Annotated in this window: 21 protein-coding genes; 7 read left to right on the plus strand and 14 right to left on the minus strand. The window is 64.7% G+C overall.

The annotated features are described in order from the left end of the window. The first annotated feature begins 2 nt into the window (after window positions 1-2). Window positions 3-941 (plus strand): MlaD family protein, encoded by a 939-nt coding sequence (locus KSS93_RS01475; RefSeq protein ID WP_217886863.1) that lies wholly within the window; start codon window positions 3-5, stop codon window positions 939-941. Continuing rightward, window positions 938-1561, plus strand: a complete 624-nt coding sequence (locus KSS93_RS01480; RefSeq protein WP_217886864.1) for an ABC-type transport auxiliary lipoprotein family protein — start codon at window positions 938-940, stop codon at window positions 1559-1561. Before KSS93_RS01475 ends, KSS93_RS01480 begins: the two co-directional genes overlap by 4 nt. On the opposite strand, the gene KSS93_RS01485 is transcribed toward KSS93_RS01480, so the two are convergent. The 6 genes from KSS93_RS01485 to KSS93_RS01510 all read right to left on the minus strand — a co-directional run bounded on the left by KSS93_RS01485 (window position 1543) and on the right by KSS93_RS01510 (window position 6996). After that, entirely contained in the window at window positions 1543-2772 is a 1230-nt protein-coding gene (locus KSS93_RS01485; protein ID WP_217886865.1) for a nucleoside recognition domain-containing protein, read from the minus strand. The two genes, KSS93_RS01480 and KSS93_RS01485, sit on opposite strands and share 19 nt — an antisense overlap. Before the next feature lie 210 nt (window positions 2773-2982). Beyond that, on the minus strand, window positions 2983-4317 hold the full coding sequence (gene gltP / locus KSS93_RS01490; protein ID WP_217886866.1) for a glutamate/aspartate:proton symporter GltP: 1335 nt from the start codon (window positions 4315-4317) through the stop codon (window positions 2983-2985). Between the two features lie 727 nt (window positions 4318-5044). After that, entirely contained in the window at window positions 5045-5503 is a 459-nt protein-coding gene (locus KSS93_RS01495) for an inhibitor of vertebrate lysozyme family protein (RefSeq protein ID WP_217841164.1), read from the minus strand. Window positions 5504-5506: 3 nt separating this feature from the next. Continuing rightward, window positions 5507-5668 (minus strand): DUF1328 domain-containing protein, encoded by a 162-nt coding sequence (locus KSS93_RS01500; protein ID WP_003252966.1) that lies wholly within the window; start codon window positions 5666-5668, stop codon window positions 5507-5509. 47 nt (window positions 5669-5715) lie between these two features. Further along, entirely contained in the window at window positions 5716-6006 is a 291-nt protein-coding gene (locus KSS93_RS01505) for a hypothetical protein (RefSeq protein ID WP_217886867.1), read from the minus strand. Window positions 6007-6180: 174 nt separating this feature from the next. Then, window positions 6181-6996, minus strand: a complete 816-nt coding sequence (locus tag KSS93_RS01510; RefSeq protein ID WP_217886868.1) for a BON domain-containing protein — start codon at window positions 6994-6996, stop codon at window positions 6181-6183. A 210-nt stretch (window positions 6997-7206) separates the two neighbouring features. Between KSS93_RS01510 and algB the strand changes: the two genes are divergently transcribed. Both algB and KSS93_RS01520 read left to right on the plus strand, forming a co-directional pair. Beyond that, window positions 7207-8553, plus strand: a complete 1347-nt coding sequence (gene algB, locus KSS93_RS01515; RefSeq protein WP_217886869.1) for a sigma-54-dependent response regulator transcription factor AlgB — start codon at window positions 7207-7209, stop codon at window positions 8551-8553. Window positions 8554-8561: 8 nt separating this feature from the next. After that, on the plus strand, window positions 8562-10328 hold the full coding sequence (locus tag KSS93_RS01520; protein WP_437182094.1) for a KinB sensor domain-containing domain: 1767 nt from the start codon (window positions 8562-8564) through the stop codon (window positions 10326-10328). A 109-nt stretch (window positions 10329-10437) separates the two neighbouring features. Here KSS93_RS01520 and KSS93_RS01525 read toward each other — a convergent pair whose 3' ends face one another. The 7 genes from KSS93_RS01525 to KSS93_RS01555 form a co-directional block, all read right to left on the minus strand. Continuing rightward, entirely contained in the window at window positions 10438-12054 is a 1617-nt protein-coding gene (locus KSS93_RS01525; RefSeq protein ID WP_217886871.1) for an EAL domain-containing protein, read from the minus strand. Between the two features lie 148 nt (window positions 12055-12202). Continuing rightward, complete coding sequence (locus KSS93_RS01530; protein ID WP_217886872.1) at window positions 12203-12979, minus strand: N-acetylmuramoyl-L-alanine amidase; 777 nt, start codon at window positions 12977-12979, stop codon at window positions 12203-12205. Window positions 12980-13061: 82 nt separating this feature from the next. Beyond that, window positions 13062-15086, minus strand: a complete 2025-nt coding sequence (locus KSS93_RS01535) for a GGDEF domain-containing protein (protein WP_217886873.1) — start codon at window positions 15084-15086, stop codon at window positions 13062-13064. A gap of 85 nt (window positions 15087-15171) precedes the next feature. Then, window positions 15172-16026, minus strand: a complete 855-nt coding sequence (locus KSS93_RS01540; RefSeq protein WP_217886874.1) for an endonuclease/exonuclease/phosphatase family protein — start codon at window positions 16024-16026, stop codon at window positions 15172-15174. An 11-nt stretch (window positions 16027-16037) separates the two neighbouring features. Continuing rightward, the gene (gene dsbA / locus KSS93_RS01545; protein WP_217886875.1) at window positions 16038-16673 is read right to left on the minus strand and encodes a thiol:disulfide interchange protein DsbA; all 636 of its coding nucleotides are present in this window, start codon (window positions 16671-16673) and stop codon (window positions 16038-16040) included. Between the two features lie 220 nt (window positions 16674-16893). Continuing rightward, complete coding sequence (locus KSS93_RS01550) at window positions 16894-17511, minus strand: c-type cytochrome (RefSeq protein ID WP_217886876.1); 618 nt, start codon at window positions 17509-17511, stop codon at window positions 16894-16896. Window positions 17512-17542: 31 nt separating this feature from the next. After that, window positions 17543-17845, minus strand: coding sequence for a c-type cytochrome (locus KSS93_RS01555; protein ID WP_217841153.1), 303 nt, complete (start codon window positions 17843-17845; stop codon window positions 17543-17545). A 193-nt stretch (window positions 17846-18038) separates the two neighbouring features. On the opposite strand from KSS93_RS01555, the gene yihA reads away from it, so the two are divergent. Beyond that, the gene (gene yihA, locus KSS93_RS01560) at window positions 18039-18668 is read left to right on the plus strand and encodes a ribosome biogenesis GTP-binding protein YihA/YsxC (protein WP_217841152.1); all 630 of its coding nucleotides are present in this window, start codon (window positions 18039-18041) and stop codon (window positions 18666-18668) included. 381 nt (window positions 18669-19049) lie between these two features. On the opposite strand, the gene polA is transcribed toward yihA, so the two are convergent. After that, window positions 19050-21821 (minus strand): DNA polymerase I, encoded by a 2772-nt coding sequence (gene polA, locus KSS93_RS01565; RefSeq protein WP_217886877.1) that lies wholly within the window; start codon window positions 21819-21821, stop codon window positions 19050-19052. 74 nt (window positions 21822-21895) lie between these two features. On the opposite strand from polA, the gene KSS93_RS01570 reads away from it, so the two are divergent. Both KSS93_RS01570 and KSS93_RS01575 read left to right on the plus strand, forming a co-directional pair. After that, window positions 21896-22186 carry a DUF2782 domain-containing protein gene (locus KSS93_RS01570; RefSeq protein ID WP_217841150.1) on the plus strand — a complete coding sequence of 97 codons (291 nt, stop codon included), beginning with the start codon at window positions 21896-21898 and terminating at the stop codon, window positions 22184-22186. Window positions 22187-22253: 67 nt separating this feature from the next. Next, window positions 22254-23204, plus strand: coding sequence for a homoserine kinase (locus tag KSS93_RS01575; protein ID WP_217886878.1), 951 nt, complete (start codon window positions 22254-22256; stop codon window positions 23202-23204). Window positions 23205-23275 lie beyond the last annotated feature (71 nt).

Below are 23275 nucleotides of genomic sequence, written 5' to 3' on the forward strand. Positions count from 1 at the left end.
CGATGGAAACCCGAGCTCACCATGTATTGATCGGCCTGGTCACCGTGCTGGTGGTGGCCGGCGCCATGCTGTTCGGCCTGTGGCTGACCAAGTCCAGCGTCGACGATGCGTTCAAGGATTACGAAGTGGTGTTCAACGAGGCGGTGTCGGGCCTGTCCCGGGGCAGCCCGGTGCAGTACAACGGCATCAAGGTGGGTGATGTCAGCAGCCTGCGCCTCGACCCGCAGGACCCGCGCCGGGTGTTGGCCCGGGTGCGCCTGAGTGGCGACACGCCGGTTAAAGAAGACACCCAGGCCAAGCTGACCCTGGCCGGGGTCACCGGCAACTCGTTCATCCAGCTCAGCGGCGGCACGCCGCAAAGCCCCGAGCTCAAGGGCAAGGACGGCAAACTGCCGATCATCATCGCCTCGCCCTCGCCGATTTCGCGCCTGCTCAACGACAGCAGCGACCTGGTGACCAACATCAACCTGCTGCTGCACAACGCCAACCAGATGTTCTCCGAAAGCAACGTCGAGCACCTGAGCAACACCCTGGCCAACCTCGACCAGACCACCGGCGCCTTCGCCAGCAAGAAGGGCGGCATCGCCGATGCCCTGGCGCAGTTGTCGGAAGTCGGCCGCCAGGCCAACGCCACCCTGGCCGAAACCCAGGCCCTGATGAAAAACGCCAACGGCCTGCTGGGCAGCCAGGGCAAGCAGGCCATCGGCAGCGCCGAGCAGGCCATGCAGTCGCTGGCACAAAGCGCAGCCACCCTGAACAGCCTGCTGCAGGACAACCGCCAGTCCATCGATGACGGCGCCCAGGGCCTGAACCAGGTGGCCCCGGCCATCCGCGAGCTGCGTGAAACCCTCAATTCGCTCAAGGGCATCTCCCGGCGCCTGGAGGCCGACCCCAGCGGCTACCTGCTGGGCCGCGACAACAACAAGGAGTTCCAGCCATGACCCGCTCGCTGCGCTTGGCCGCACTCGCCGCCACCCTGAGCCTGGCCTCGGCCTGCTCGATCCTGCCGCAGAGCGCGCCGGTGGATATCTACCGCCTGCCAGCAAGCCAGGCCACAGGCAACGCGGCACCGGTGAGCTGGTCGCTACGCCTGAACAAACCGCTGGCCAGCGAAGCCCTGGCCGGGCCGCGCATTGCGGTGATCCCCCAGGGCGACGTAATCAGCAGCTACCAGGGCGCACGCTGGAGCGACCCGGCGCCGCAATTGCTGCGTAACCGCCTGCTCGATGGCTTCCAGCGTGACGGCCGGGTGCAGCGCCTCAGCGCCGACGACAGCAACCTGCAGGCCGACTACGAGCTGGGCGGGGAGTTGCAGGCATTCCAGAGCGAATACCGCTCGGGCCAGCAGGTGGAGGTGGTGATCCGCTACGATGCCCGGCTGGTGCAGGGGCGCAGCCAGCGCATTCTGGCCAGCAAGCGCTTCGAGGTGCGCCAGCCGCTGTCAGGCACCCAGGTGCCAGCGGTGGTCAGCGGCTTCGGCGCAGCCAGCGATCAGCTGACCCGTCAGGTGATCGACTGGAGCGTTACTCAGGCCAGCCAGGCTCAGGCAAAGAACCAGTAGCAGACGAAGATCGCCGCCACCACGCCGGAGAGTTCTGCCAGCAGGGCGCAGCCCACGGCGTGGCGCACCCGCTGGATACCCACCGCGCCGAAGTACACCGCCAGCACGTAGAAGGTGGTTTCGGTGCTGCCCTGGATGGTCGCCGCCACCAGCGCCGGGAAGCTGTCCACGCCATGCACCTGCATGGTTTCAATCAGCATGGCCCGCGCGGCGCTGCCGGAGAACGGCTTGACCAGCGCGGTGGGCAGGCCCTCGACGAAGCGGGTATCCAGGCCCAGCCAGTTCACCGCGTGGCGAATGCCGTCCAGGGCCACTTCCAGGGCGCCCGAGGCGCGCAGCACGCCCACCGCCACCAGCATGGCCACCAGATACGGCAGCAGCCCCTTGGCCACGTCGAAGCCCTCTTTGGCGCCTTCGATGAAGGCTTCGTACACCTTCACCCGCTTCAGCGCGCCAATCAGCAAAAACAGCATGATCACGCCGAACAGCGTGAGGTTGCCGAGGATCGACGACAGGCTGGCCAGGGCCGCCGCCGACAGGGTGCCGAGAAACGCCATGAAGCCACCCAGCAGCAAGGCGCCGGGGATCATGTAGGCCAGCACCACCGGGTCCCACAGGCGCAGGCGCTGCATCACCGCCACCGATAGCAGGCCGACCAGGGTCGACACGCTGGTGGCCAGCAGAATGGGCAGGAACACCAGGGTCGGGTCGGCAGCGCCCTGCTGGGCGCGGTACATGAAGATGGTCACCGGCAGCAGGGTCAGCGACGAGGCGTTGAGCACCAGAAAGAGGATTTGCGCGTTGCTCGCCGTGGTGCTGCTGGGGTTGAGCTCCTGCAGGGCGCGCATGGCCTTCAGCCCGATCGGCGTGGCGGCGTTGTCCAGGCCCAGGCCGTTGGCGGCGAAGTTCATGGTGATCAAACCCAGGGCAGGGTGGCCGCGCGGCACTTCAGGCATCAGGCGGGCGAACAGCGGGCCGAGCACCTTGGCCAGCCATTCGACGATGCCGGCCTTCTCGGCGATTTTGAGAAAGCCCAGCCACAGGGTCAGGGTGCCGAACAGCAGCACCATGACCTCCACCGACAGCTTGGCCATGGCGAAGATGCTCTCGACCATGGCGGCGAAGATAGCGGCGTTGCCGCCCACCAGCCATTGCGCCAGGGCGGAGATGGCCGCCACCACGAAAAAGCCGAGCCAGAGGCCGTTGAGCATCCTGAATTCCCCTGTGAAAAATGCCCGAATGATAGCGCAAACCCCGCGCCCTCTGTGGGAGCGGGTTCACCCGCGAACAACGGCAGAGCCGGTGCCAACCACCGAGTTGCTTGCTTCGCGGGTAAACCCGCTCCCACAGGACCTGATAACTCCCCAAAGGAATGCAAAAAAGCCCCGACAAGTCGGGGCTTTCTGGTTCAGCTCAAGGCCTTACTGGCTGACGGTCTTGCCCGTCACCACTGGCTCGGTCTTGCCTTTGTCCAGCACCAGCGACTTGTAGTACGCCTCGCCTTTTTCGGCGTCGTACATGCCCTGCCACTTGGCGATGACCACCGCAGCCAGGGCGTTGCCCACCACGTTCAGCGCGGTGCGGGCCATGTCCATGATGCGGTCGACACCGGCAATGAATGCCAGGCCTTCCAGCGGAATGCCCACGCTGCCCAGGGTGGCCAGCAGCACCACGAACGACACGCCCGGCACGCCGGCGATGCCCTTGGAGGTGACCATCAGGGTCAGCACCAGCATCAACTGCTGGCCGATCGAAAGATCGATGCCGTACAGCTGGGCGATGAAGATCGCCGCGATGCTCTGGTACAGGGTCGAGCCGTCAAGGTTGAACGAGTAGCCGGTCGGCACCACGAACGAGCAGATCGACTTCGGCGCGCCGTACTTTTCCATCTTCTCGATCACCCGCGGCAGCACGGTCTCGGAGCTGGAAGTCGAGTAGGCGAGGATCAGCTCGTCCTTCATGATGCGCATGATCTTGATGATCGAGAAGCCGAACACGCGCGCCACCAGGCCCAGCACCATGAAGGCGAAGAAGGCGATGGCGAAGTACACCAGCAGCACCAGCTTGGCCAGCGGCAGCAGCGAGGCGAAGCCAAAGTTGGCGACGGTGGCGGCGATCAGGGCGAACACGCCGATCGGGGCGTAGTTCATGATCATGTGGGTGACCTTGAACATGGTCTCCGACACGCCCTGGAAGGTACGCACCAGCGGCTCGCGCAGTTCGGCGTTGAGGCTCGAAAGGCCCATGCCGAACATCACCGAGAAGAAGATGATCGGCAGCATTTCGCCACGCATCAGCGCTGCGAAGATGTTCGACGGGATCAGGTTGAGCAGGGTCTCGATGAACGCGTGCTCATGCTGCACCTCGGCCGCAGTGGCCTGGTACTTGGAGATGTCGACGGTGCCCAGTGTGCTCATGTCGATGCCGGCGCCCGGGTGGAACACGTTGGCCAGCACCAGGCCGACGACGATGGCGATGGTGGTCACCACCTCGAAGTAGAGAATGGTCTTGAGGCCAATGCTGCCCAGTTTCTTCGCGTCGCCTACCCCGGCGATACCCACGATCAGCGACGAAATCACGATCGGGACAACGATCATCTTGATCAGGCGAATGAAGATGTCGCCAGCGGGCTGGAGGACGTTGCTGATCCACCATGCCTTTTCTGCACTGAAATGATTCAGTAGCGCGCCGACTGCAACGCCCAGCAACAGACCGATGACGATCTGCCAGGCGAGGCTCAGTTTTGCCTTCTTCATGTCATTACCCTTTGTTGTAGTGGTCACGGGCATCAACCGGAAAACCGCGTCCCAGAGCTGTTTACAGCCTGCCGGTAACGCATCGTTTCCACTCGACGACCCCATGTAAGGTCACCGCGAGCGCACCTTGAGGGGGGCTCGGGCCAGGGAAAAAGGCGGCAACTATTGCGATGGGGAAGGGACCAGTCTAATGCCGGAAACGACTACCCCATGCCGAATCGGCATGAGACTCCTCGCTGAAATCGGGCATCGCCAAGTGCTTGATTTTAAACGTTCGGTTTTCCGAACAAGACCAAACCGCCATGTTTCGGCAGATTTGACGGTATGCGTGCGGGGGTTTTGATGGCGTGTTCGACAATCCGAATGGCTGAAATGCCACTTGTCCTGACCGGCCGGACAATCGAAAAAAAATCGATATACGGTCACTACAAAATGTGTCTTCAGGAAAAGTCGCGCACATATATAGGAAGGGGATGCTTGAACAGGCGCTTCGGAAGCCAGACCGGCACCTGGCCGACCTGCAACTTCCGATGCCACCCTCTTCTGACCCGGCCCACGAAGGAGGTACTCCCTGTACCCCTAGGCCACTCCGATCCTGCAACAATCAGAACAGCCCGGCCCCCTGGTCATGTGCTGCCTCTCCTCGAGGCGGCGCATCATAGAAGCCAGAACGATAGAAAGGTTCAGCTTCCATTTCATTACAGTGCGTGCCCGCCCGGTAAAAAACTCAGTACCAGTTGGGGTCACGCTTGAGCTGCTCCTGCAGCAATGCCTTCATGCCGTCGTCGGGCTTGCCCAGCCAGCGGTAGTCCGCATGGCGGGTGGGCGATTTGTCCGAGGGCAGGCCCTCGGGCACCTCGACCAGCATCCCGTAGGCATCGTCCTTGTCCCAGCTGAACGCCACGATCAGGCGCTTGTGGGTGCAGTTACCCTGCGACTCGCACAGCGGGCCGACCAGGTACTGGTCACCGTCCTCGGTGACCGCCGACATCTGCAGCGGCGCGCTGCCGGTCAGGTTGATCACCCACTCCGGCAGGCGCTCTTCGCCCTTGATCGTGTCTTGCCAGGTCTCGCGGTATTCGGGGTCCGTGCCAAGCAGCTGGTTGGCACGGACCTGGCCGTCATTGGCCGCCATGGCCGTGGTAACGGCGCCCAGCAGCAGGGCGCCGGCCAGGATCCTGTTCATGGGTCAGCCCCTGCCGCGTCCGAAGAAGAAGGAAGCCACGAACAGCACCAGGAAGACGATGAACAGAATCTTCGCGATACCGGTTGCGGCGCCGGCGATACCACCGAAGCCCAGTACGGCTGCGACGATGGCGATGATCAGGAATGTGATAGCCCAGCTCAGCATGGTGTTACTCCTTTCTTGTACGTAATCGGTGACCGGCGCAGGAGGGCTCAGAACACCCAGCGCTCCTGCGGCGTGACGGTTTCCAGTACGGCAGGGGTGGTGGCATTGGCCTGGGTCGGCAGCGGCTCGGCAGCGCGCACCAAGGTACTGGCACGGCTGGCCTTCATCTGCGTCAACAGCGCCGTTTGCGCCGCCACCTGGTCGGCCAGCTTGGCGGTCTGCAAGCTGTAGTAGAACTGCCCGGCTGCCAGCGTGAGCAGCACGGCCATGCCCAGGAACAACACCTGGCGAAGCGGCAAAACGGCGGACTGCATGCGGTTGACGGTTGGGCGGTTCATGCCGGTGGCTCCTGCTGTACTTGTTATCTAGACCTGAACAAGTCATTGCAGCCTGCATGCCAGCCTTTGAAGCAAAATAAAATCCTTACAAATCAACCAGTTACGCACATTATGAAAATAAGCCAGGTCGTATCCTGCACGATGCCCCCTTCGGGCACCGTGCTTTTTGCACGATCAGCCTTCCACCTTGCTGGCCACCTTGAGCAGGTCGGCATCCACGCCGCGCACGCCGACGATCTGCCGGGCCACGTCGATGGCGATGGTGCGCTGCTCGCTGCTGACCACTTCACCCGATAACCGCACCATGCCTTGCTCACTGGCGACCTTGATGTTCAGGCCGTCCAGGTTGCGGCTGAAGCGGTAGCTGGTCTGGATCTTGTCGATGATCCAGCTGTCACCGGGCTGCGGCCCGCTGGGTGCGTCCACCGGCTTTTCCCGGGCCTTGGCCAGGGCCGTGCTGTCGAGGCTGACCAGGTTGTTGACCAGGTGCACGCCCTCGGTGGTGCGCGCCAGCACGCCGGCCAGCTCCTTGGCCTCGGGGCTGTCGACCTTGCCGCGCAAGGTGACCACGCCGTCGCTGCTCTGCACCTCGATGGGCGCCTGCTCGGTCACCCGGCTCCACAGCAAACGCGCGCGAATCACCGCGCCCAAGGTGGCGTCGTCCAGGCGCTGGGCGTAGGCGCGCGGCTCCAGCGGCCGCTCGATCAGCGCCGGGTTGACCTGCAACTGGTTGTCGACCGTGTCGATGCCGCGGGTAGCCAGCGCCACCCGCTCGGCCAGGTCACGCTCGACGGGGTTTTCCACTTCACCGCTGAGCCGGGCCCGGGCGCCGTCGACCTGCACCTTGATCGGGAAGGGGTTGAGAATGCGGTTGAGCGCCAACGCCGTCTGCAGTGAACCTTCCAGACGGGCATCCTGGGCCGGGTCGGCCGCTGCCAGCAGCGGCACCAGGCAAAAGCTGAGCACAACCATTCGGGGGGAAAAGCGCATGGGTCTACCTCCTGACGAATACTTCAACCCTGGGTCTTCGCAACCTGCATGCCAGCTATCGGAGCACAAATAACTTCATTGTTATCAGTCAGTTAGCCATCATGAAGGCATGCAGCTAGCATGCATGGCACGGAATCAATCAGAATTGACCATGCAACTTGCCCGATTTTTCCGACACTAATTGAGACTAATCCCAAAGGAGCGTAGGAAATGGAGTCAGCCCAGGACAACCAAGGCCGCATTCTGCTGGTGGATGACGAGTCCGCGATCCTGCGCACTTTCCGCTACTGCCTGGAAGACGAAGGCTACAGCGTGGCCACCGCCAACAGCGCCACCCAGGCTGAGACCCTGTTGCAGCGCCAGGTGTTCGACCTGTGCTTTTTGGATTTGCGCCTGGGTGAGGACAACGGCCTGGACGTGCTGGCACAGATGCGCATCCAGGCGCCGTGGATGCGCGTGGTGATCGTCACCGCCCACTCGGCCATCGACACCGCCGTAGACGCCATCCAGGCCGGCGCTGCCGACTACCTGGTCAAGCCCTGCAGCCCCGACCAGCTGCGCCTGGCCACCGCCAAGCAGTTGGAGGTGCGCCAGCTGTCGGCACGCCTGGAAGCCCTCGAAGGCGAGGTGCGCAAGCCCAAGGACGGCCTGGACTCCCACAGCCCGGCCATGATGGTGGTGCTGGAAACCGCACGGCAGGTGGCCACCACCGACGCCAACATCCTGATCCTCGGCGAGTCGGGCACCGGCAAGGGCGAGCTGGCCCGCGCCATCCACGGCTGGAGCAAACGTGCGCGCAAGGCCTGCGTCACCATCAACTGCCCGTCGCTGAACGCCGAGCTGATGGAAAGCGAGCTGTTCGGCCATACCCGCGGCGCCTTCACCGGGGCCAGCGAAAGCACCCTGGGGCGGGTCAGCCAGGCCGACGGCGGCACGCTGTTTCTCGACGAGATCGGCGACTTTCCCCTCACGCTGCAACCCAAACTGCTGCGTTTCATTCAGGACAAGGAATACGAGCGGGTCGGCGACCCGGTCACCCGCCGCGCCGATGTGCGCATTCTGGCGGCCACCAACCTCAACCTCGAGGAGATGGTCCGCGAGAGCCGTTTCCGTGAAGACCTTTTGTACCGCCTGAACGTCATCACCCTGCACCTGCCGCCGCTGCGCGAGCGCAGCGAGGACATCCTCACCCTGGCCGACCGATTCCTGGCGCGCTTTGTCAAAGACTACTCACGCCCGGCCCGCGGCTTCAGCGACGAAGCCCGCGCCGCACTGCTCAATTACCGCTGGCCGGGCAACATCCGTGAACTGCGCAACGTGATCGAACGCGCCAGCATCATCTGCCCGCAGGAGCGGGTCGAGGTCAGCCACCTGGGCATGGGCGAGCAGCCTGCCAGCAACGCCCCGCGGGTGGGCGCGGCGCTGAGCCTGGACGAGCTGGAGCGCGCCCATATCGGCGCGGTGCTGGCCGCCAGCGATACCCTCGACCAGGCTGCCAAGACCCTCGGCATCGACGCCTCCACCCTGTACCGCAAACGCAAGCAGTACAACCTGTGAAATGGCCGATGAAGCTGCGCACGCGGCTGTTCCTCAGCATCTCGGCGCTGGTCACGGTGGCCCTGCTGGGGCTGCTGCTGGGGCTGGTCAGCGTGCTGCAGATGGCGACCATGCAGCAGCGCCTGGTGCAGGACACTACCCACACCCTGGCCCTGGGCCTGCGGCTGCGGCAAAACCTGGGTGAGCAGCTGAACCTGATCCTTGACGAGGACAGCGACCCGAACAACCTGATGGCCCTGCAAAGCCAGTTCCAGGGCCTGCTCAACCAGGGCCTGGAGCAGGGCAGCGAGCGCACCGGCTTCAGCAAGGCCAGCAGCAACTACCAGGCGTTTCTCCAGGCCTGGCGCGAAAGCAAGGCGCCGGCCCGCAGCATGGGCGTTGAACAACCGCTGGGGGCCGCCTTCAACCAGGTACGCACCGACCTGATCGACTCGCACAAGCAAACCCTCGAGCACATCACCCGCGCCGAAGAGAAATCCCGCGACCGCGCCCTCTTGATCAGCGGCCTGCTGGGCATGATGGGCCTGACCGTGCTAGTGCTGGGCTTTATCACCGCGCACAACATCGCGCGGCGCTTCGGCCAGCCGATCGAGGCGCTGGCCAAGGCTGCCGACCAGGTTGGGCAGGGCAACTTCGACGTCACCCTGCCGGTTACCCAGGCCACCGAGCTGAACCAGTTGACCCGCCGCTTCGGCCTGATGGCCGATGCCCTGCGCAAGCACCAGGCCACCAACGTCGACGAACTGCTGGCCGGCCAGCAGCGCCTGCAAGCCGTGCTCGACAGCATCGACGACGGCCTGTTGATCATCGACCGCCAGGGCCGCCTGGAACACCTCAACCCGGTAGCCCAGCGCCAATTGGGTTGGGACCCGAGCCGCCTGGGGGTGAGCCTGGCCGAAGCCTTGCAGCGCCCGGAGCTGGAGCAGCAGATGCGCCAGGTGCTGCGCGGCGGCAGCCTGGACCGCCCGCCAGAAGACCTCAGCCTTGAGGTGGACGACGAAAGCCGCCTGCTGACCTACAGCCTGACCCCGGTCAGCCACCCCCAGGGGCCGATCCTCGGCGCGGTGATGGTGCTGCACGACGTGACCGAACAGCGTGCCTTCGAGCGGGTACGCAGCGAATTCGTGCTGCGCGCCTCCCACGAACTGCGCACCCCGGTCACCGGCATGCACATGGCCTTCGGCCTGTTGCGCGAGCGCCTGAAGTTTCCGCCCGAGGCCCGCGAGCACGACCTGCTGGAAACCATTGGCGAAGAGATGCAGCGCCTGACCCAGCTGATCAACGATCTGCTCAACTTCTCCCGCTACCAGAGCGGCCTGCAAAAGCTGGAGCTGGGCCCGTGCAACCTCGACGAGCTGTTCCAGCGCGCCGAACAGCGCGTTGCCGGCTTGGTGGCAGACAAGCACATCAAGCTGGTGCGTGAGCTGGAGCCGCCACTGCCGCGCATCCAGGCCGACATCGCCCAGCTCGACCGGGTGCTGGACAACCTGCTGCACAACGCCATCCGCCACACCGCCAGCGGCGGGCACATCCGCCTGCATGCGCGCCGGCATGCCGAACGGGTGATCATCAGCGTCGAGGACAATGGCGAAGGCATTGCCTACGGCCAGCAGGGGCGAATTTTCGAGCCGTTCGTGCAGGTGGGCCGCAAGAAAGGCGGCGCCGGGCTTGGGCTGGCGCTGTGCAAGGAGATCGTGCAACTGCACGGCGGGCGCATGGGGGTATTCTCACGCCCCGGGCAGGGCACGCAGTTCTATATGGCATTGCCGGTGTAACAGCCATTGCAGCCCTGACCTGGCTCCGTGCAGGAGCCGGCTTGCCGGCGATTGGGCCAGCACAGGCATATGCCATCGCTATCCTGGCTCCTACAGGGATCGCACCAGCTCACAGTTCATCATCGATACGCCGCCCCGCCACCCGCCGGCCGCGGGTGATCAGCTCGGCGAACTGCCGCGCGCTGAGCGGGTGGGCGAACAGCCAGCCCTGCCCGTAGTTCACCCCCTCGCTACTGAGCAGCCCGGCCTGGTCCTCGCTCTCGATACCCTCGGCGATCACCCGCAAGTTCAGGTCATGGGCCATGCGGATGATATGCGGCGCCACACCGCTGCTGGCAGCATCGTGGCCCAGGGCATCGATGAACGCCTTGTCGATCTTCAGGCAGTCCACCGGCAGGGTCTGCAGGTAGGCCAGGCTGCAGTAGCCGGTGCCAAAGTCGTCGATCAGCACCTGGTGCCCGGATGCGCGCAACGCCTGCAGGTTGTCCCGCGCCACCACCACATCGATCAACCCGCGCTCGGTCACCTCGAAGGCGATCTGGCGGGCGGCAACCCGGTGCTGGGCCAACAACTTTGCGGCCACCTGGCCGATGCGCGGCGCAGTCACATCACAGGCCGCCAGGTTGACCGAGATGTACAACTTCGGGTTGGCCCGCAGCAACTGCCCCAGTTGCTCGAGCACCCGCTGCAGGACGAAATCGGTGATCGGGCGAATCTGCCCGGTGTTCTCCGCCAGCGGGATGAACAGGTCCGGGCTGGTCAGCGTACCGTCCGGGCGGCGCCAGCGCACCAGCGCCTCGGCGCCGACACAGCGCCGGCTGTCCAGCTCGAAGATCGGCTGGTACAGCACCTGCAACTCGCCACGGCGCAGCGCCTGTTGCAGCTCGGAACTCATCGAGCGGCGCTGCTGGATCATTTGCAACGCCAGCCAGCCGATACAGCAGGCCAGCAGCAGGCTGCCGGGATACAGCAACCACAGCAGGCCATTGAGGCGCATTGGCAGGCTGGCCCGCGGGGCGATTAGCACCAGCTGGTAGTCCGGCGACTTGGTGGCCATGCGATAGACCAGCTTGTCGCGCAGCTCGAGCAACGATTTGTGCGACGGGGGCGGCCAGTCGTCGGTGGGCGGCCAGGCCTGGGCCGGGCCCAGCACCGGTATCGCCCGGGCGCCACGGTCGAGCACCACCAGCAGGCTGCCGCCTGGGGGCAGGTCGACCACATCGCTCAGGTGCCCGCGCGAGGTGGACACCAGAAAGTTGCCCCGCCCCAGCATCAGCGCCGCGAGGTTCTCGTTGGGTTCGGTGGTGGTGTTCAACCAGTAGCTGTAGGTGGGGCCCTGGATATCCGGGCCACGCAGCGGCGCAACGACCCGCTCGCCACGGTTGGAGCAGGCCACCTGGCTGTCGACGTAGGCCGCCTCGTAGATGAACCGCGAGGCCAGCGCCACTTGCTGCAACTGTACCTGCATCGCCTGGCTGCAACCGCGCAGCGGCTGGGCCTGCAACTGGTCGACGCCTTCGCGAAGCTGGCCGAATACCTGCTCCAGGCGGTCGAGAAAGCGCTCGCCCCGGGCGTTCATCTGCGCGCTTTCGCTCTGCCTCATCTGCTGCAACGTCACCCCCACGCTGCCGGCCAGCAGCAGCGCGGCACTGCCCAGGGCCGCGAGCACAGCCAGCAGCCAGGGGTGGTGGAAATATTGGCGCACTGTGGCGATGAGGGCGAGCATGCGCGGCATCCGGTTGAATACTCAAAGGTATAGCAACGGAACGGCCGCCCGGCTTCGCCGTTGGGCGGCGCACGCGCCAGGCGTTGGCGCGAAACTTGTAGGAACCGGCTTGCCGGCGATGGGGCCGGGCCTACAGGGGCTTACGCCCTTAGCGCATGCTGTTGAGCACCTGCAGCATGGCGGCGGTCTGCGCATCAGGCATGCCGTCGAAACGCTGGGGGCGGAAGCGCATCTGGAACGCGGCGATCACGTGGCGGGTGGCCACATCCAGCTCGCCGGTCTGGTCGATGGCATAGCCAAAGCGCGCCAGTTGCTGCTGGTACCAGCCCACCGCCGGCGGGTTGGCCTCGAAATACACCTGCTGGCGCGCCACTGCAGCGGCATCTGGCCAGATGCTCAGCCCGGCGTCGGCCAGGCGCTTCCACGGGAACAGCGGGCCTGGGTCGAGCTTGCGCAGCGGGGCGATGTCGCTGTGGCCGATGATGTGCCGCGGGGCGATCCCGTTGCGCTTGACGATGTCCTTCAGCAAGGCGATCAGCGCCTGCACCTGGGCCTCGCTGTACGGGTGCCAGACCCGACCGCCCGGGGTATCGGTGTAACCCGGGTTGACGATCTCGATGCCGATGGAGGTGGAGTTGAGCCAGGTGCGGCCCTCCCACTGGCTGTCGCCGGCGTGCCAGGCACGGCGGTTCTCGTCCACCAGCTGGTAGACCGTGGCCGGCCCGTCGCCGATCAGGTAGTGGCTGCTCACCTCGCCATGGGTGAGCAGCGCCAGCGAGCGCTCCAGGGAGGCGTTGGTGTAATGCACCACGACGAACTGGATGCGGTTGTCCTGGTTGGCCGAAGGGTGGCTGCGGTCGATGCGCAGGCCGCTGGAGCAGCCGGCCAGGGCGAGCAACAGCAGGGCAGTGAGGAATGTTTTCATTGAGAGGAGCACGTCATGATGAGCCGACAACAGCGCTACAGTATAACGTGCTCCACTCCAGGCATCGTGGGCCTTTTGCTACTTAACCTTGCTCGACGCGGTTGCGGCCTTGGTCCTTGGCGCGGTACAGCGCTTCGTCGGCGCGCTTGAGTACCTGGTCACCGCGCTCGCCGGAACGGAACGCGCTGATGCCGATCGACGTGGTGATGACCACGCGCTCACCCTTGAAGTGAAACGGGCAGGCCTCGATGGCTGCGCGCAGGGCTTCAGCCACCTGCACGGCAGCGGGGGGCGAGGTTTGCGGCAGCAACAGCACGAACTCCTCGCCACCAAAGCGGGCGATGAAATCACGCCCGCGCAGGCGCTTGCGCAACTGGTCGGCGACGATCTTCAGCACCTTGTCACCGGCCAGGTGACCGTAGCCGTCGTTGATGCGCTTGAAGTGGTCGAGATCGAGGATAGCCATGGCCAGGTGGCCGCCGCTCTCTTGCCATTCGAGCACTTCGCGCTCGACCTGCTCGGACCAGGCGGCGCGGTTGGGCAGCCCGGTCAGCGGGTCGATCATCGCCTTCTGGCGTTGCTCCTCGAGGTGCTCGCGGTAGCCGAGGGCTTCCTGCTCCATGCTCGCCACACGCTCGGCCAGCCCTTGCAGGCGCCCGGCAAGCTCCTGCTCGCGGCGGTCGCGCTCAAGCTGGTGATCGTCCATGGTCACCAGCAGGCCTTCGAGGCGGTTCTCCAGGATGTGCTTGAGGCTATCTACATCGGCCGCGCCCTGCACGCTGCTTTGCAGGCCGTCGACCTGCTCGCGCAGCTGGCTGTCCAGCTGGCGGGCGGCAGAGCTGTTGTCGGCATGGCCGGTACTGGCCTCGTGCAGGTGGCTCTGGAAGGTTTCGAGGCGCTCGTTGAGTTGCTGCAGGTAAGCCTCAAACTCGTGCTGGCCGCTGTCGGTGATCGCCAGCATGAGCACCGCCAGGTCATCCAGCACCGGGATCAGTTCGTACCAGTTCAGGCCGCGGGCCACCCGCTCGCGCATCTGAAGGGCCTGGGCCTTGTGGCGCTCGGGCAGGCTGAGGTCGTCGAGCAGGCCGATCAGGGTTTGCTCGATGTGGGCGGCGACCTGGCTGTACGGCGGCTCGACCGCGTCGGGGAGGGCGTAGGGGCCGTCTTCGCCTTCGAGCAGTTCGGAAGGCTCGGTGGGCTCGATGGGCTCTTCTGCAGGCTCTTCTGCAGGCACCTCGAGCGCAGCTTCTACTACGGCCGGTTCGGTTACTGGCTCGGCGTCGATCAACGCCGGCGCAGGCACGTCTGCCTCAGGCTCGGGCAATGGGGCGTGATCAGGCTCCTGGGCTACGGGCTCAGGTTGGGGGGCAGGTTGAGCCACAGCAGCGGGCAAGGGGTGAAGCTCGTCGACGTCCTGCTGTTTGGGGGCTGGTTCCTGTGGGGCAGGTTTGGCGGCCTCATCGCGGGGCAAGCCCGCTTCCACGGGCTCGGACGCTTCTTCGTGGGTATTTTGCGTTTTCGCCGGGGCCGCTGGGGCAGGTGCCGTGGGCTCGTGGGCAGGGTGCGCTTCGTCGTGGGCCTCGTCGCGGCCACCGAACAGGCGCTGCAGCAGGCCGGGGCGGGCTTCTTCGCCGGGCTTTTGCACGGCATTCAGCGCCTTGCCCTGCAGGCCGCTGAGCTCGCCCAGCAACGGCGGCAGGTCGCGGGACTGGGCGACGCCGCCGTCGAGCTTCTTCGCCAGCTTTTTCAGCGGGCGTGAGACCTCGCCGGGCAGGGGCAGGGCTTGCAGCTGGGTCACCAACGCAGTCAACGCATCGCCAACCTGGTTCATGCGGGTTTCGCGGCGCTGCTCAGAATCGAGCACGGCCTTTTCCAGGCGCGGAATCAACCCGGCAAGGCCGGCGTCCATATTGTCGCTGCGGATCACCTCGCGCATTTCTTTCATGCACTGGTCGACGATCTTGTCGCTACCCTCGGCCGCCAGGGTGCTGCGCACCAGGCCACGGCGCAGCAAATCGAGGCGGGCTTCCCAGCGCCGCTCGAGCTTTTCCTGCTGCTCGATGCTCTTAAGGTATTTTTCTTTCCAGCGCTCGGCTTCTTCGGTCATGCCTGGATCCGCATCCGGTGAGGGCGACTAGCCCTCTGATGACTCCATTTCGGCGCGAAAACCGAACACTTGAGTGCTGTAGAGGCTAGGTAGGGACCGGCAGCGTATCGGTAGTCAGTGCGTCAGGCAATCGGATCTCGACGGCAACCGGAAGGTGGTCCGAAATCGGCTGCGCCAGCACCTCGACGCGCTCAAGCGTAAGGCTGGGGCTAAGCAGAATGTGGTCGAGGCAGCGCTGCGGCCGCCAGCTGGGGAAGGTGGCCTCGACCTGGGGCGCGATCAGACCCAGGTCACGCAACGGCGAGTGCTCGATCAGGTCGGTGGCATGGGTGTTCATGTCGCCCATCAGCACCTGGTGGCGATAGCCGCCGATCAGTTCACGGATGTAGGCCAGTTGCCGGGAACGGGTCTTGGCACCCAGCGCCAGGTGCATCACCACCACGATCAGCGCGTCCTCGCCCTCGCCGAAACGCACCAGAATCGCCCCGCGACCGGCAGGCCCGGGCAGCGGATGGTCTTCCAGGTGCTGGGGTTTCAAGCGGCTGAGCACGCCATTGCTGTGCTGGGCGAAGCGCCCGAGGTTGCGGTTGAGCTGCTGATACCAGTAAGGGAAGGACCCAAGCTGGGCCAGGTGCTCGACCTGGTTGACGTAGCCCGAACGCAGGCTGCCGCCGTCGGCTTCCTGCAGGGCCACCAGGTCGAAGTCGCCAAGCAGCTCGCCGATTTTCTGCAGGTTGCCGGCCCGCCCGGTGTGCGGCAGCAAGTGCTGCCAGCTGCGGGTCAGGTAGTGGCGATAGCGCTCGGTGCTGATGCCGACCTGAATATTGAAACTGAGCAGCCGCAGGCGACCATCTTCCGGCAGGCCAGGGGCCTGCAGGTGATGTTCGTTGACCTGCGGCTGGTGCAGGCCGACGATGCGCGAAGTGCGAAAGCGGCCCATGCTGGCGCCGCTTACTTAGCGGCGCGCTCCTTGGCGATCAGCTGGTCGGCGACGTTGAGCACGCCTTCCGGCCCTTGGGCAGTGCCCAGGTCGAAGCGGTACTTGCCGTTGACCACCATGCTCGGTACGCCGGTGATTTCGTACTTCTTCGCCAGTTCCTTGGCCTGGTTGACCTGGCCCTTGATGGCGAACGAGTTGAAGGTGGCCAGGAACTTGTCCTTGTCCACGCCCTGGGTGGCGAGGAAGTCGGCCATGTCTTGCGGGTCGGTCAGGCGCTTGCGCTGGTTCTGGATGGCATCGAAGACCGCAGCGTGCACCTTGTGCTCCACACCCATGGCTTCGAGGGTCAGGAACATCTGGCCGTGGGCATCCCATGCGCCGCCGAACATGGCCGGTATGCGCTTGAAGTTGACGTCCTTGGGCAGCTTGTCGACCCAAGGGTTGATCACCGGTTCGAAGTGGTAGCAGTGCGGGCAGCCGTACCAGAACAGCTCGACGACTTCGATCTTGCCAGGCACCGACACCGGCACCGGGTTGCTCAGCTCGATATATTCCTTGCCGGCGGTGGCGGGCTCTGCGGCCTGCACGGCAGCCATACCGAAGGCGCTGGCGGCGACCAACGCAGCGCTGAGAATCAGTTTACGCATGCTTTACTCCTGAGCAGTCTTTGGTCGCCTCGACGCGGCCTGTTGTGTGACAGGCCGGGAAGGGCGTGAGTTCTGTAGTGTACGACCCTGAACGAAAAAAAGGGCAGCGCGGGCTGCCCTTTCATCTTTGCCGCACATCATTAACCGATTGTTAACGCCTGTTCCCTCAGGCCGGTGCGTACCTGCAGGAGCCGGCTTGCCGGCGATGAGGCCGCCGAACTCAGTGCAGCCCCTGGATATAACTGGCGATGGCCTCGATATCATGGTTGCTGAGCTTGCCGGCGATGGTGCGCATGGTCATGGCGTCGCCGTCGTTGGTGCGGTTGCCTTCGCGGAAGTCGGTCAACTGCTTGCTGACGTACTGCGCATGCTGGCCGCCCAGGTGCGGGAAGCCGGCCAGGGCGATGCCGGCGCCGTTCGGCGAGTGGCAACCGGTGCAGGCCGGCATGCCTTTTTCAAGGTCGCCGCCATTGAACAGCGCACGGCCACGCTCGACCAGTTTCGGGTCGGCGGCGCCCACGCTGCCTTTTTGGCTTGAGAAATACGCCGCGATATCGGCCAGGTCCTGGTCATTGAAGTTGGCCAGCATGCCGGTCATCTCCAGCACGGTGCGCTTGCCGGACTTGATGTCGTGCAGTTGCTTTTCCAGGTAGCGCTGGCCTTGGCCGGCGAGTTTGGGGAAGTTCGGCGCCAGGCTGTTGCCGTCAGGGTTGTGGCAGGCCCCACACACCGCTGTTTTTGCCTGGCCCGCGGCGGCATCGCCTTTGATGGGTTCCGCAGCACTTGCCGCACCTGCGACCCCCATGGTCAACAGCAGACTCACGAATAGTTTGTTCATCAGCTAATCCAACACGGCTAAGGGTGAAATGTTATGTATCGGGACTGCCACTCATCCAAAGGATGACCAATCGGTAGTCCTCGGCACTGCAGTCCATGCACAATCCACGCGGCGGCATAGCCTTGAAACCCTGTGTAACATGCACCACCAGTTGCGCCATGCCTTGCGCCAGCCTGGGCTCCCAGGCTGCCCGGTCACCCCGCATGGGGGCCTGTGGCAGCTGACCGGCGTGACAAGCCGCGCACGTGCGGTTGTACAACGCCTCGGGATCCTGTGTAGCCTGTGCGCTGAAAATCGGCAGGAACACACCGACAGCTAGCAGCCATTTCGCCAAGCGGAACGACCTGACAGGGTTGGGGGACGCGCTGCGTTCTGATGCGCGAGCTATTGTTCGACACCCCATGCCCGTTCTCCTTCGCTGGGAGAATGAGCACACAAAAACTGGGGCATTATATACTTCCGCCATCCAAACGGAAACGACACCGCTTGCCGGCCCAGGCCTTGGCAACACCCACATCGGATATCCCATGCAAGTCAAGAACCCCATCCTCGGCCTCTGCCAGAAAGCCAAATTCGCCCTCAGCGCTGCCAAGGTCGAACAATGCCCGGACGACCAGGGTTACGAGGTGGCCTTCGCCGGCCGCTCCAACGCCGGCAAATCCAGCGCCCTCAATACCCTGACCCATGCCAGCCTGGCGCGGACTTCCAAGACCCCGGGCCGCACCCAGCTGTTGAATTTCTTCAGTCTGGACGATGAACGGCGTTTGGTCGACCTGCCGGGCTACGGTTATGCAAAAGTGCCGATTCCGCTCAAGCAGCACTGGCAGAAGCACCTGGAGGCGTACCTCGGCAGCCGTGAGTGCCTGCGCGGGGTGATCCTGATGATGGACGTGCGCCACCCGATGACCGACTTCGACAAGATGATGCTCGACTGGGCCAAGGCCAGCGGCATGCCCATGCACATCCTGCTGACCAAGGCCGACAAACTCACCCACGGCGCCGGCAAGAACACCCTGCTCAAGGTACAGGCCGAAATTCGCAAGGGCTGGGGCGATGCCGCGACCATCCAGCTGTTCTCGGCGCCCAAGCGCCAAGGCCTGGAAGAGGCCTACCGGGTGCTGGCGGACTGGATGGAACTGGAAGACAAGCCGGCCTGAGGCGACACCCGGCCCTGTAGGAGCGGCCTTGTGCCGCGATGGGCCGTGTAGCGCCCCCAGGAAATCAGCCGCACAGCACAAGTTGCGCAGGGCGCTGAGGACCAAATTTCAGGCAAAAAAAACCCCGGACTTCATATGGGGAGGGGGAAGTTCGGGGTTCAAGTCCGGACCGCCAGAGGCGAGTCCAGGTATCTGCCAACACTTAACACAACATAGGAGCATCGAAAGGCTTCACCAGCCATTCAGTGCATCTGAGTGAGGCTTCACCGGTTTAGTTCCGAAGCCCTCGAAACTATTTGCGATAGTTTCATGAAACTTCGAATCCAACGGCGCGGATCCGCGACACCACGCCGCAGATCCTACACAGCCCAGCCCGCGAATTCAGTGAGCTTCGTCCCAATTCGAGCCGATTCCCACTTCCACCAGCAGCGGTACATCCAACTGCGCCGCGCCGCTCATGTGGCCGCGAATTTCATCTTTGACCTGTTGAACCAGGTCCTCGCGCACCTCAAGCACCAGTTCGTCGTGCACCTGCAGGATCACCCGCGCATCCAGCCCGCTGTCGCTCAGCCAGTTGTCCACCGCCACCATGGCGCGCTTGATGATGTCTGCCGCAGTGCCCTGCATCGGCGCGTTGATCGCCGTGCGTTCGGCGCCCTTGCGCAGCGCAGGGTTCTTGGCGTTGATGTCGGGCAGGTACAGGCGCCGGCCGAACAGGGTTTCGACGAAGCCCTGCTCGGCAGCCTGGGCGCGGGTGCGCTCCATGTAGGCCAGCACGCCTGGGTAACGGGCGAAGTAGCGGTCGATATAGTCCTGGGACTGCTTGCGATCGACGCCGATCTGCTTGGCCAGGCCGAACGCGCTCATGCCGTAGATCAAACCGAAGTTGATCGCCTTGGCGCTGCGCCGCTGGTCGGTGGTGACCGCTTCCAGCGCCACGCCGAACACCTCGGCAGCAGTGGCGCGGTGCACGTCCAGGTCGTTACGGAAGGCATGCAGCAAGCCTTCGTCCTTCGCCAGGTGGGCCATGATGCGCAGCTCGATCTGCGAGTAGTCCGCCGCCAGCAGCTTGTAGCCGGGGCTGGCGATGAAAGCCTGGCGAATGCGCCGGCCTTCGGCGGTGCGGATCGGGATGTTCTGCAGGTTCGGGTCGCTGGACGACAAGCGCCCGGTAGCGGCCACGGCCTGCTGGTAAGAGGTGTGCACGCGCCCGGTGCGCGGGTTGATCTGCCCCGGCAGCTTGTCGGTGTAGGTGCTCTTGAGCTTGCTCAAGGTGCGGTACTGCATCAGCACCTTGGGCAGCGGGTAGCCCTGCTCGGCCAGCTCGTCGAGCACGGCTTCGGCGGTGGACGGCTGGCCCTTGGCGGTCTTGCTCAGCACCGGCATGCCCAGCTTGTCGTACAGGATCACCCCCAGCTGCTTGGGCGAACCGAGGTTGAACGGCTCGCCGGCCAGCTCGATCGCCTCGCGCTCAAGCTCGAGCATCTTCGCCCCCAATTCACCGCTCTGCACGCCCAACAAATCGGCATCGACCAGCGCGCCCTGGCGCTCGATGCGCGCCAGTACCGGCACCAGCGGCATCTCGATGTCCATCAGTACCGGCTGCACGCTTGGCGTCTCGGCCAGGCGCGCCTGCAGCGCGTGGTGCAGGCGCAGGGTGATGTCGGCGTCTTCGGCAGCATACGGGCCGGCCTTGTCCAGGTGGATCTGGTTGAAGGTCAGCTGCTTGGCGCCCTTGCCGGCGATCTCTTCGAAGGTGATGGTGCTGTGGTCCAGGTAGCGCTGCGCCAGGCTGTCCATGTCGTGGCGGGTGGCGGTGGAGTTGAACACGTACGACTCAAGCATGGTGTCGTAACGCACGCCGCGCAGTTCGATGGCCGGGCTGGCGTTGGCCAGGATGTTGATGTCGTACTTGGCGTTCTGCCCGACCTTGACCTTGGCCGGGTCTTCCAGCAGCGGCTTGAGCGCCAGCAGCACCGCTTCGCGGTCCAGCTGGGCCGGGGCGCCTTCGTAGTCATGGGCCAGCGGCACGTAGGCGGCCTCGAAGGGAGCCACCGCGAACGACACACCCACCAACTGGGCTTTCTGCGCATCCAGGCCGGTGGTTTCGGTGTCGAAGGCGATCAGCGGGGCGTTGCGCAGTTTTTCCAGCCAAAGGTCGAAGTCTGCCTGCTCGAGGATGGTCTGGTACTTCGGCTCAACCTTGGCGGCCGGGGCAAGCGCAACGCCTGCCACGTCAGCTGTGCCGGCGGCCGCAGGCGCACTGGCGCGCGGTGCTTCACGCTGCACCTCGGCGACCCAGCTCTTGAACTCCATCTCGGTGTAAAGCGCCAGCAAGGCTTCACGGTCCGGCTCGCCGCACACCAGCGCATCGACCTCGACCTCCAGCGGCACATCGCACTTGATGGTGGCCAGCTCGTAGGACAAGAACGCCGAGTCACGGTGCTCTTCGAGCTTGGCCGGAAGGGTCTTGGCCCCGCGAATGGCCAGCCCCGGCACCTTGTCGAGGTTTTCGTACAAGTCGCGCAGGCCGCCACCGATGCCGGTCAGCAGGCCAACGGCAGTTTTTTCGCCCACACCCGGCACGCCGGGAATGTTGTCGACCTTGTCCCCCATCAGCGCCAGGAAGTCGATGATGTGCTCGGGGCCAACGCCGAACTTTTCGTGCACGCCGGCAACGTCCATCACGCTGCCGGTCATGGTGTTGACCAGGGTAACGTGGCCGTCCACCAACTGGGCCATATCCTTGTCGCCGGTCGAGATGATCACCGGGCGCCCGGCGGTGGCGCTGCTACGCGCCAGGGTGCCGATCACGTCATCCGCCTCGACCCCTTCAACGCACAAAAGCGGGTAGCCCAGCGCGCGCACGCTGGCGTGCAGCGGCTCGACCTGCACCCGCAAGTCGTCGGGCATACTCGGGCGGTTGGCCTTGTATTCGGCGAACATGGCATCGCGGAAGGTGCCGCCCTTGGCGTCGAAGACCACCGCGAACAGGCTGTCCGGGTATTGGCGGCGCAGGCTCTTGAGCATGTTCAGCACGCCCTTGACCGCACCGGTGGGCATGCCCTTGGAGGTGGTCAGCGGCGGCAGCGCGTGGAAGGCGCGGTAGAGGTAGGACGAACCGTCCACCAGGACGAGGGGCGCTTGGCTCATGAGGAGAATCAACCTTTTCGGCGGGTCCGGCGCTAGAATAGCCGGATCAATGACGACAAAAGGACTAGGTTATCATGCGTACACTCAATCGCCTGTTACTGCTCGGTCTGCTGGCCACCATGCCAGCCGTCACCCTGGCGGCGGACGACGCGCCATCGGCCGATCCCGATGTCACCATTCGCACGGAAGGCGATAAAACCATCCAGGAATACCGCCAGAACGGCTTCCTGTATGCGATCAAGGTCACGCCCAAGGGCGGCAAGCCTTATTTCCTGGTACGCGCCGATGGCACCGATGCCAACTTCATTCGCTCCGACCAGCCGGACATGTTGATTCCGTCCTGGAAAATCTTCGAGTGGAAGTAGCGGCGGGTACCGTTCATATCAACCAGGCACTTGCCGGCGCAAGTGCCCGTATGGGCAATTTTTCGACATGTCAGTCTTCACCCCTGTGACCCGGCCTGAGCTGGAAACCTTTCTGGCGCCCTACGGGCTGGGCCGCCTGCTCGACTTCCAGGGCATTGCCGCCGGTACCGAAAACAGCAACTTCTTCGTCAGCCTGGAACAGGGGGAGTACGTCCTGACACTGGTCGAGCGCGGGCCGGTCGAAGACATGCCGTTCTTCATCGAACTGCTCGACGTGCTGCACGACGCCGACATGCCGGTGCCCTACGCCCTGCGCGGCAACGACGGCCAGGGCCTGCGCGAGCTGTGCGGCAAGCCGGCGCTGCTGCAGCCACGGCTGTCGGGCAAGCATATCAAGGCGCCGAACAACCAGCACTGCGCCCAGGTGGGTGAATTGCTGGCGCACATTCACATGGCCACCCGCGAGCGCATCATCGAGCGCCGCACCGACCGTGGCATCGACTGGATGCTGCAGTCCGGCGCCGAGCTGCTGGCGGGCCTGAGCGCCGAACAAGCCGCGCTGCTGACCCCGGCGCTGGACGAGATCGCCGCGCACAAGGCGCGGATCTTGGCCTTGCCCAAGGCCAACCTGCACGCCGACCTGTTCCGCGACAACGTGATGTTCGAAGGCACCCACCTGACCGGGGTGATCGACTTCTACAACGCCTGCTCCGGGCCGATGCTGTATGACATCGCCATCACCGTGAACGACTGGTGCCTGGACGAGCAGGGCGGCATCGATGTGCCCCGCGCCCAGGCGCTGCTGGGCGCCTATGCTGCGCTGCGCCCGTTCAGCGCCGCCGAAGCCGAGCTGTGGCCGGTGATGCTGCGGGTCGGTTGCGTGCGCTTCTGGCTGTCGCGCCTGATTGCCGCCCGCGAGTTTGCCGGCATGGACGTGACCATCCATGACCCGCGTGAGTTCGAAGTGCGCTTGGCGCAGCGTCAGCAGGTGGCCCTGAAACTGCCGTTCGCCCTGTAAAACACGCCGGCCTCTTCGCGGGCAAGCCCGCTCCCACAGGGTTATGCACAACCTGTGGGAGCGGGCTTGCC

This window comes from Pseudomonas xanthosomatis, from assembly GCF_019139835.1.
Classification (GTDB): domain Bacteria; phylum Pseudomonadota; class Gammaproteobacteria; order Pseudomonadales; family Pseudomonadaceae; genus Aquipseudomonas; species Aquipseudomonas fakonensis.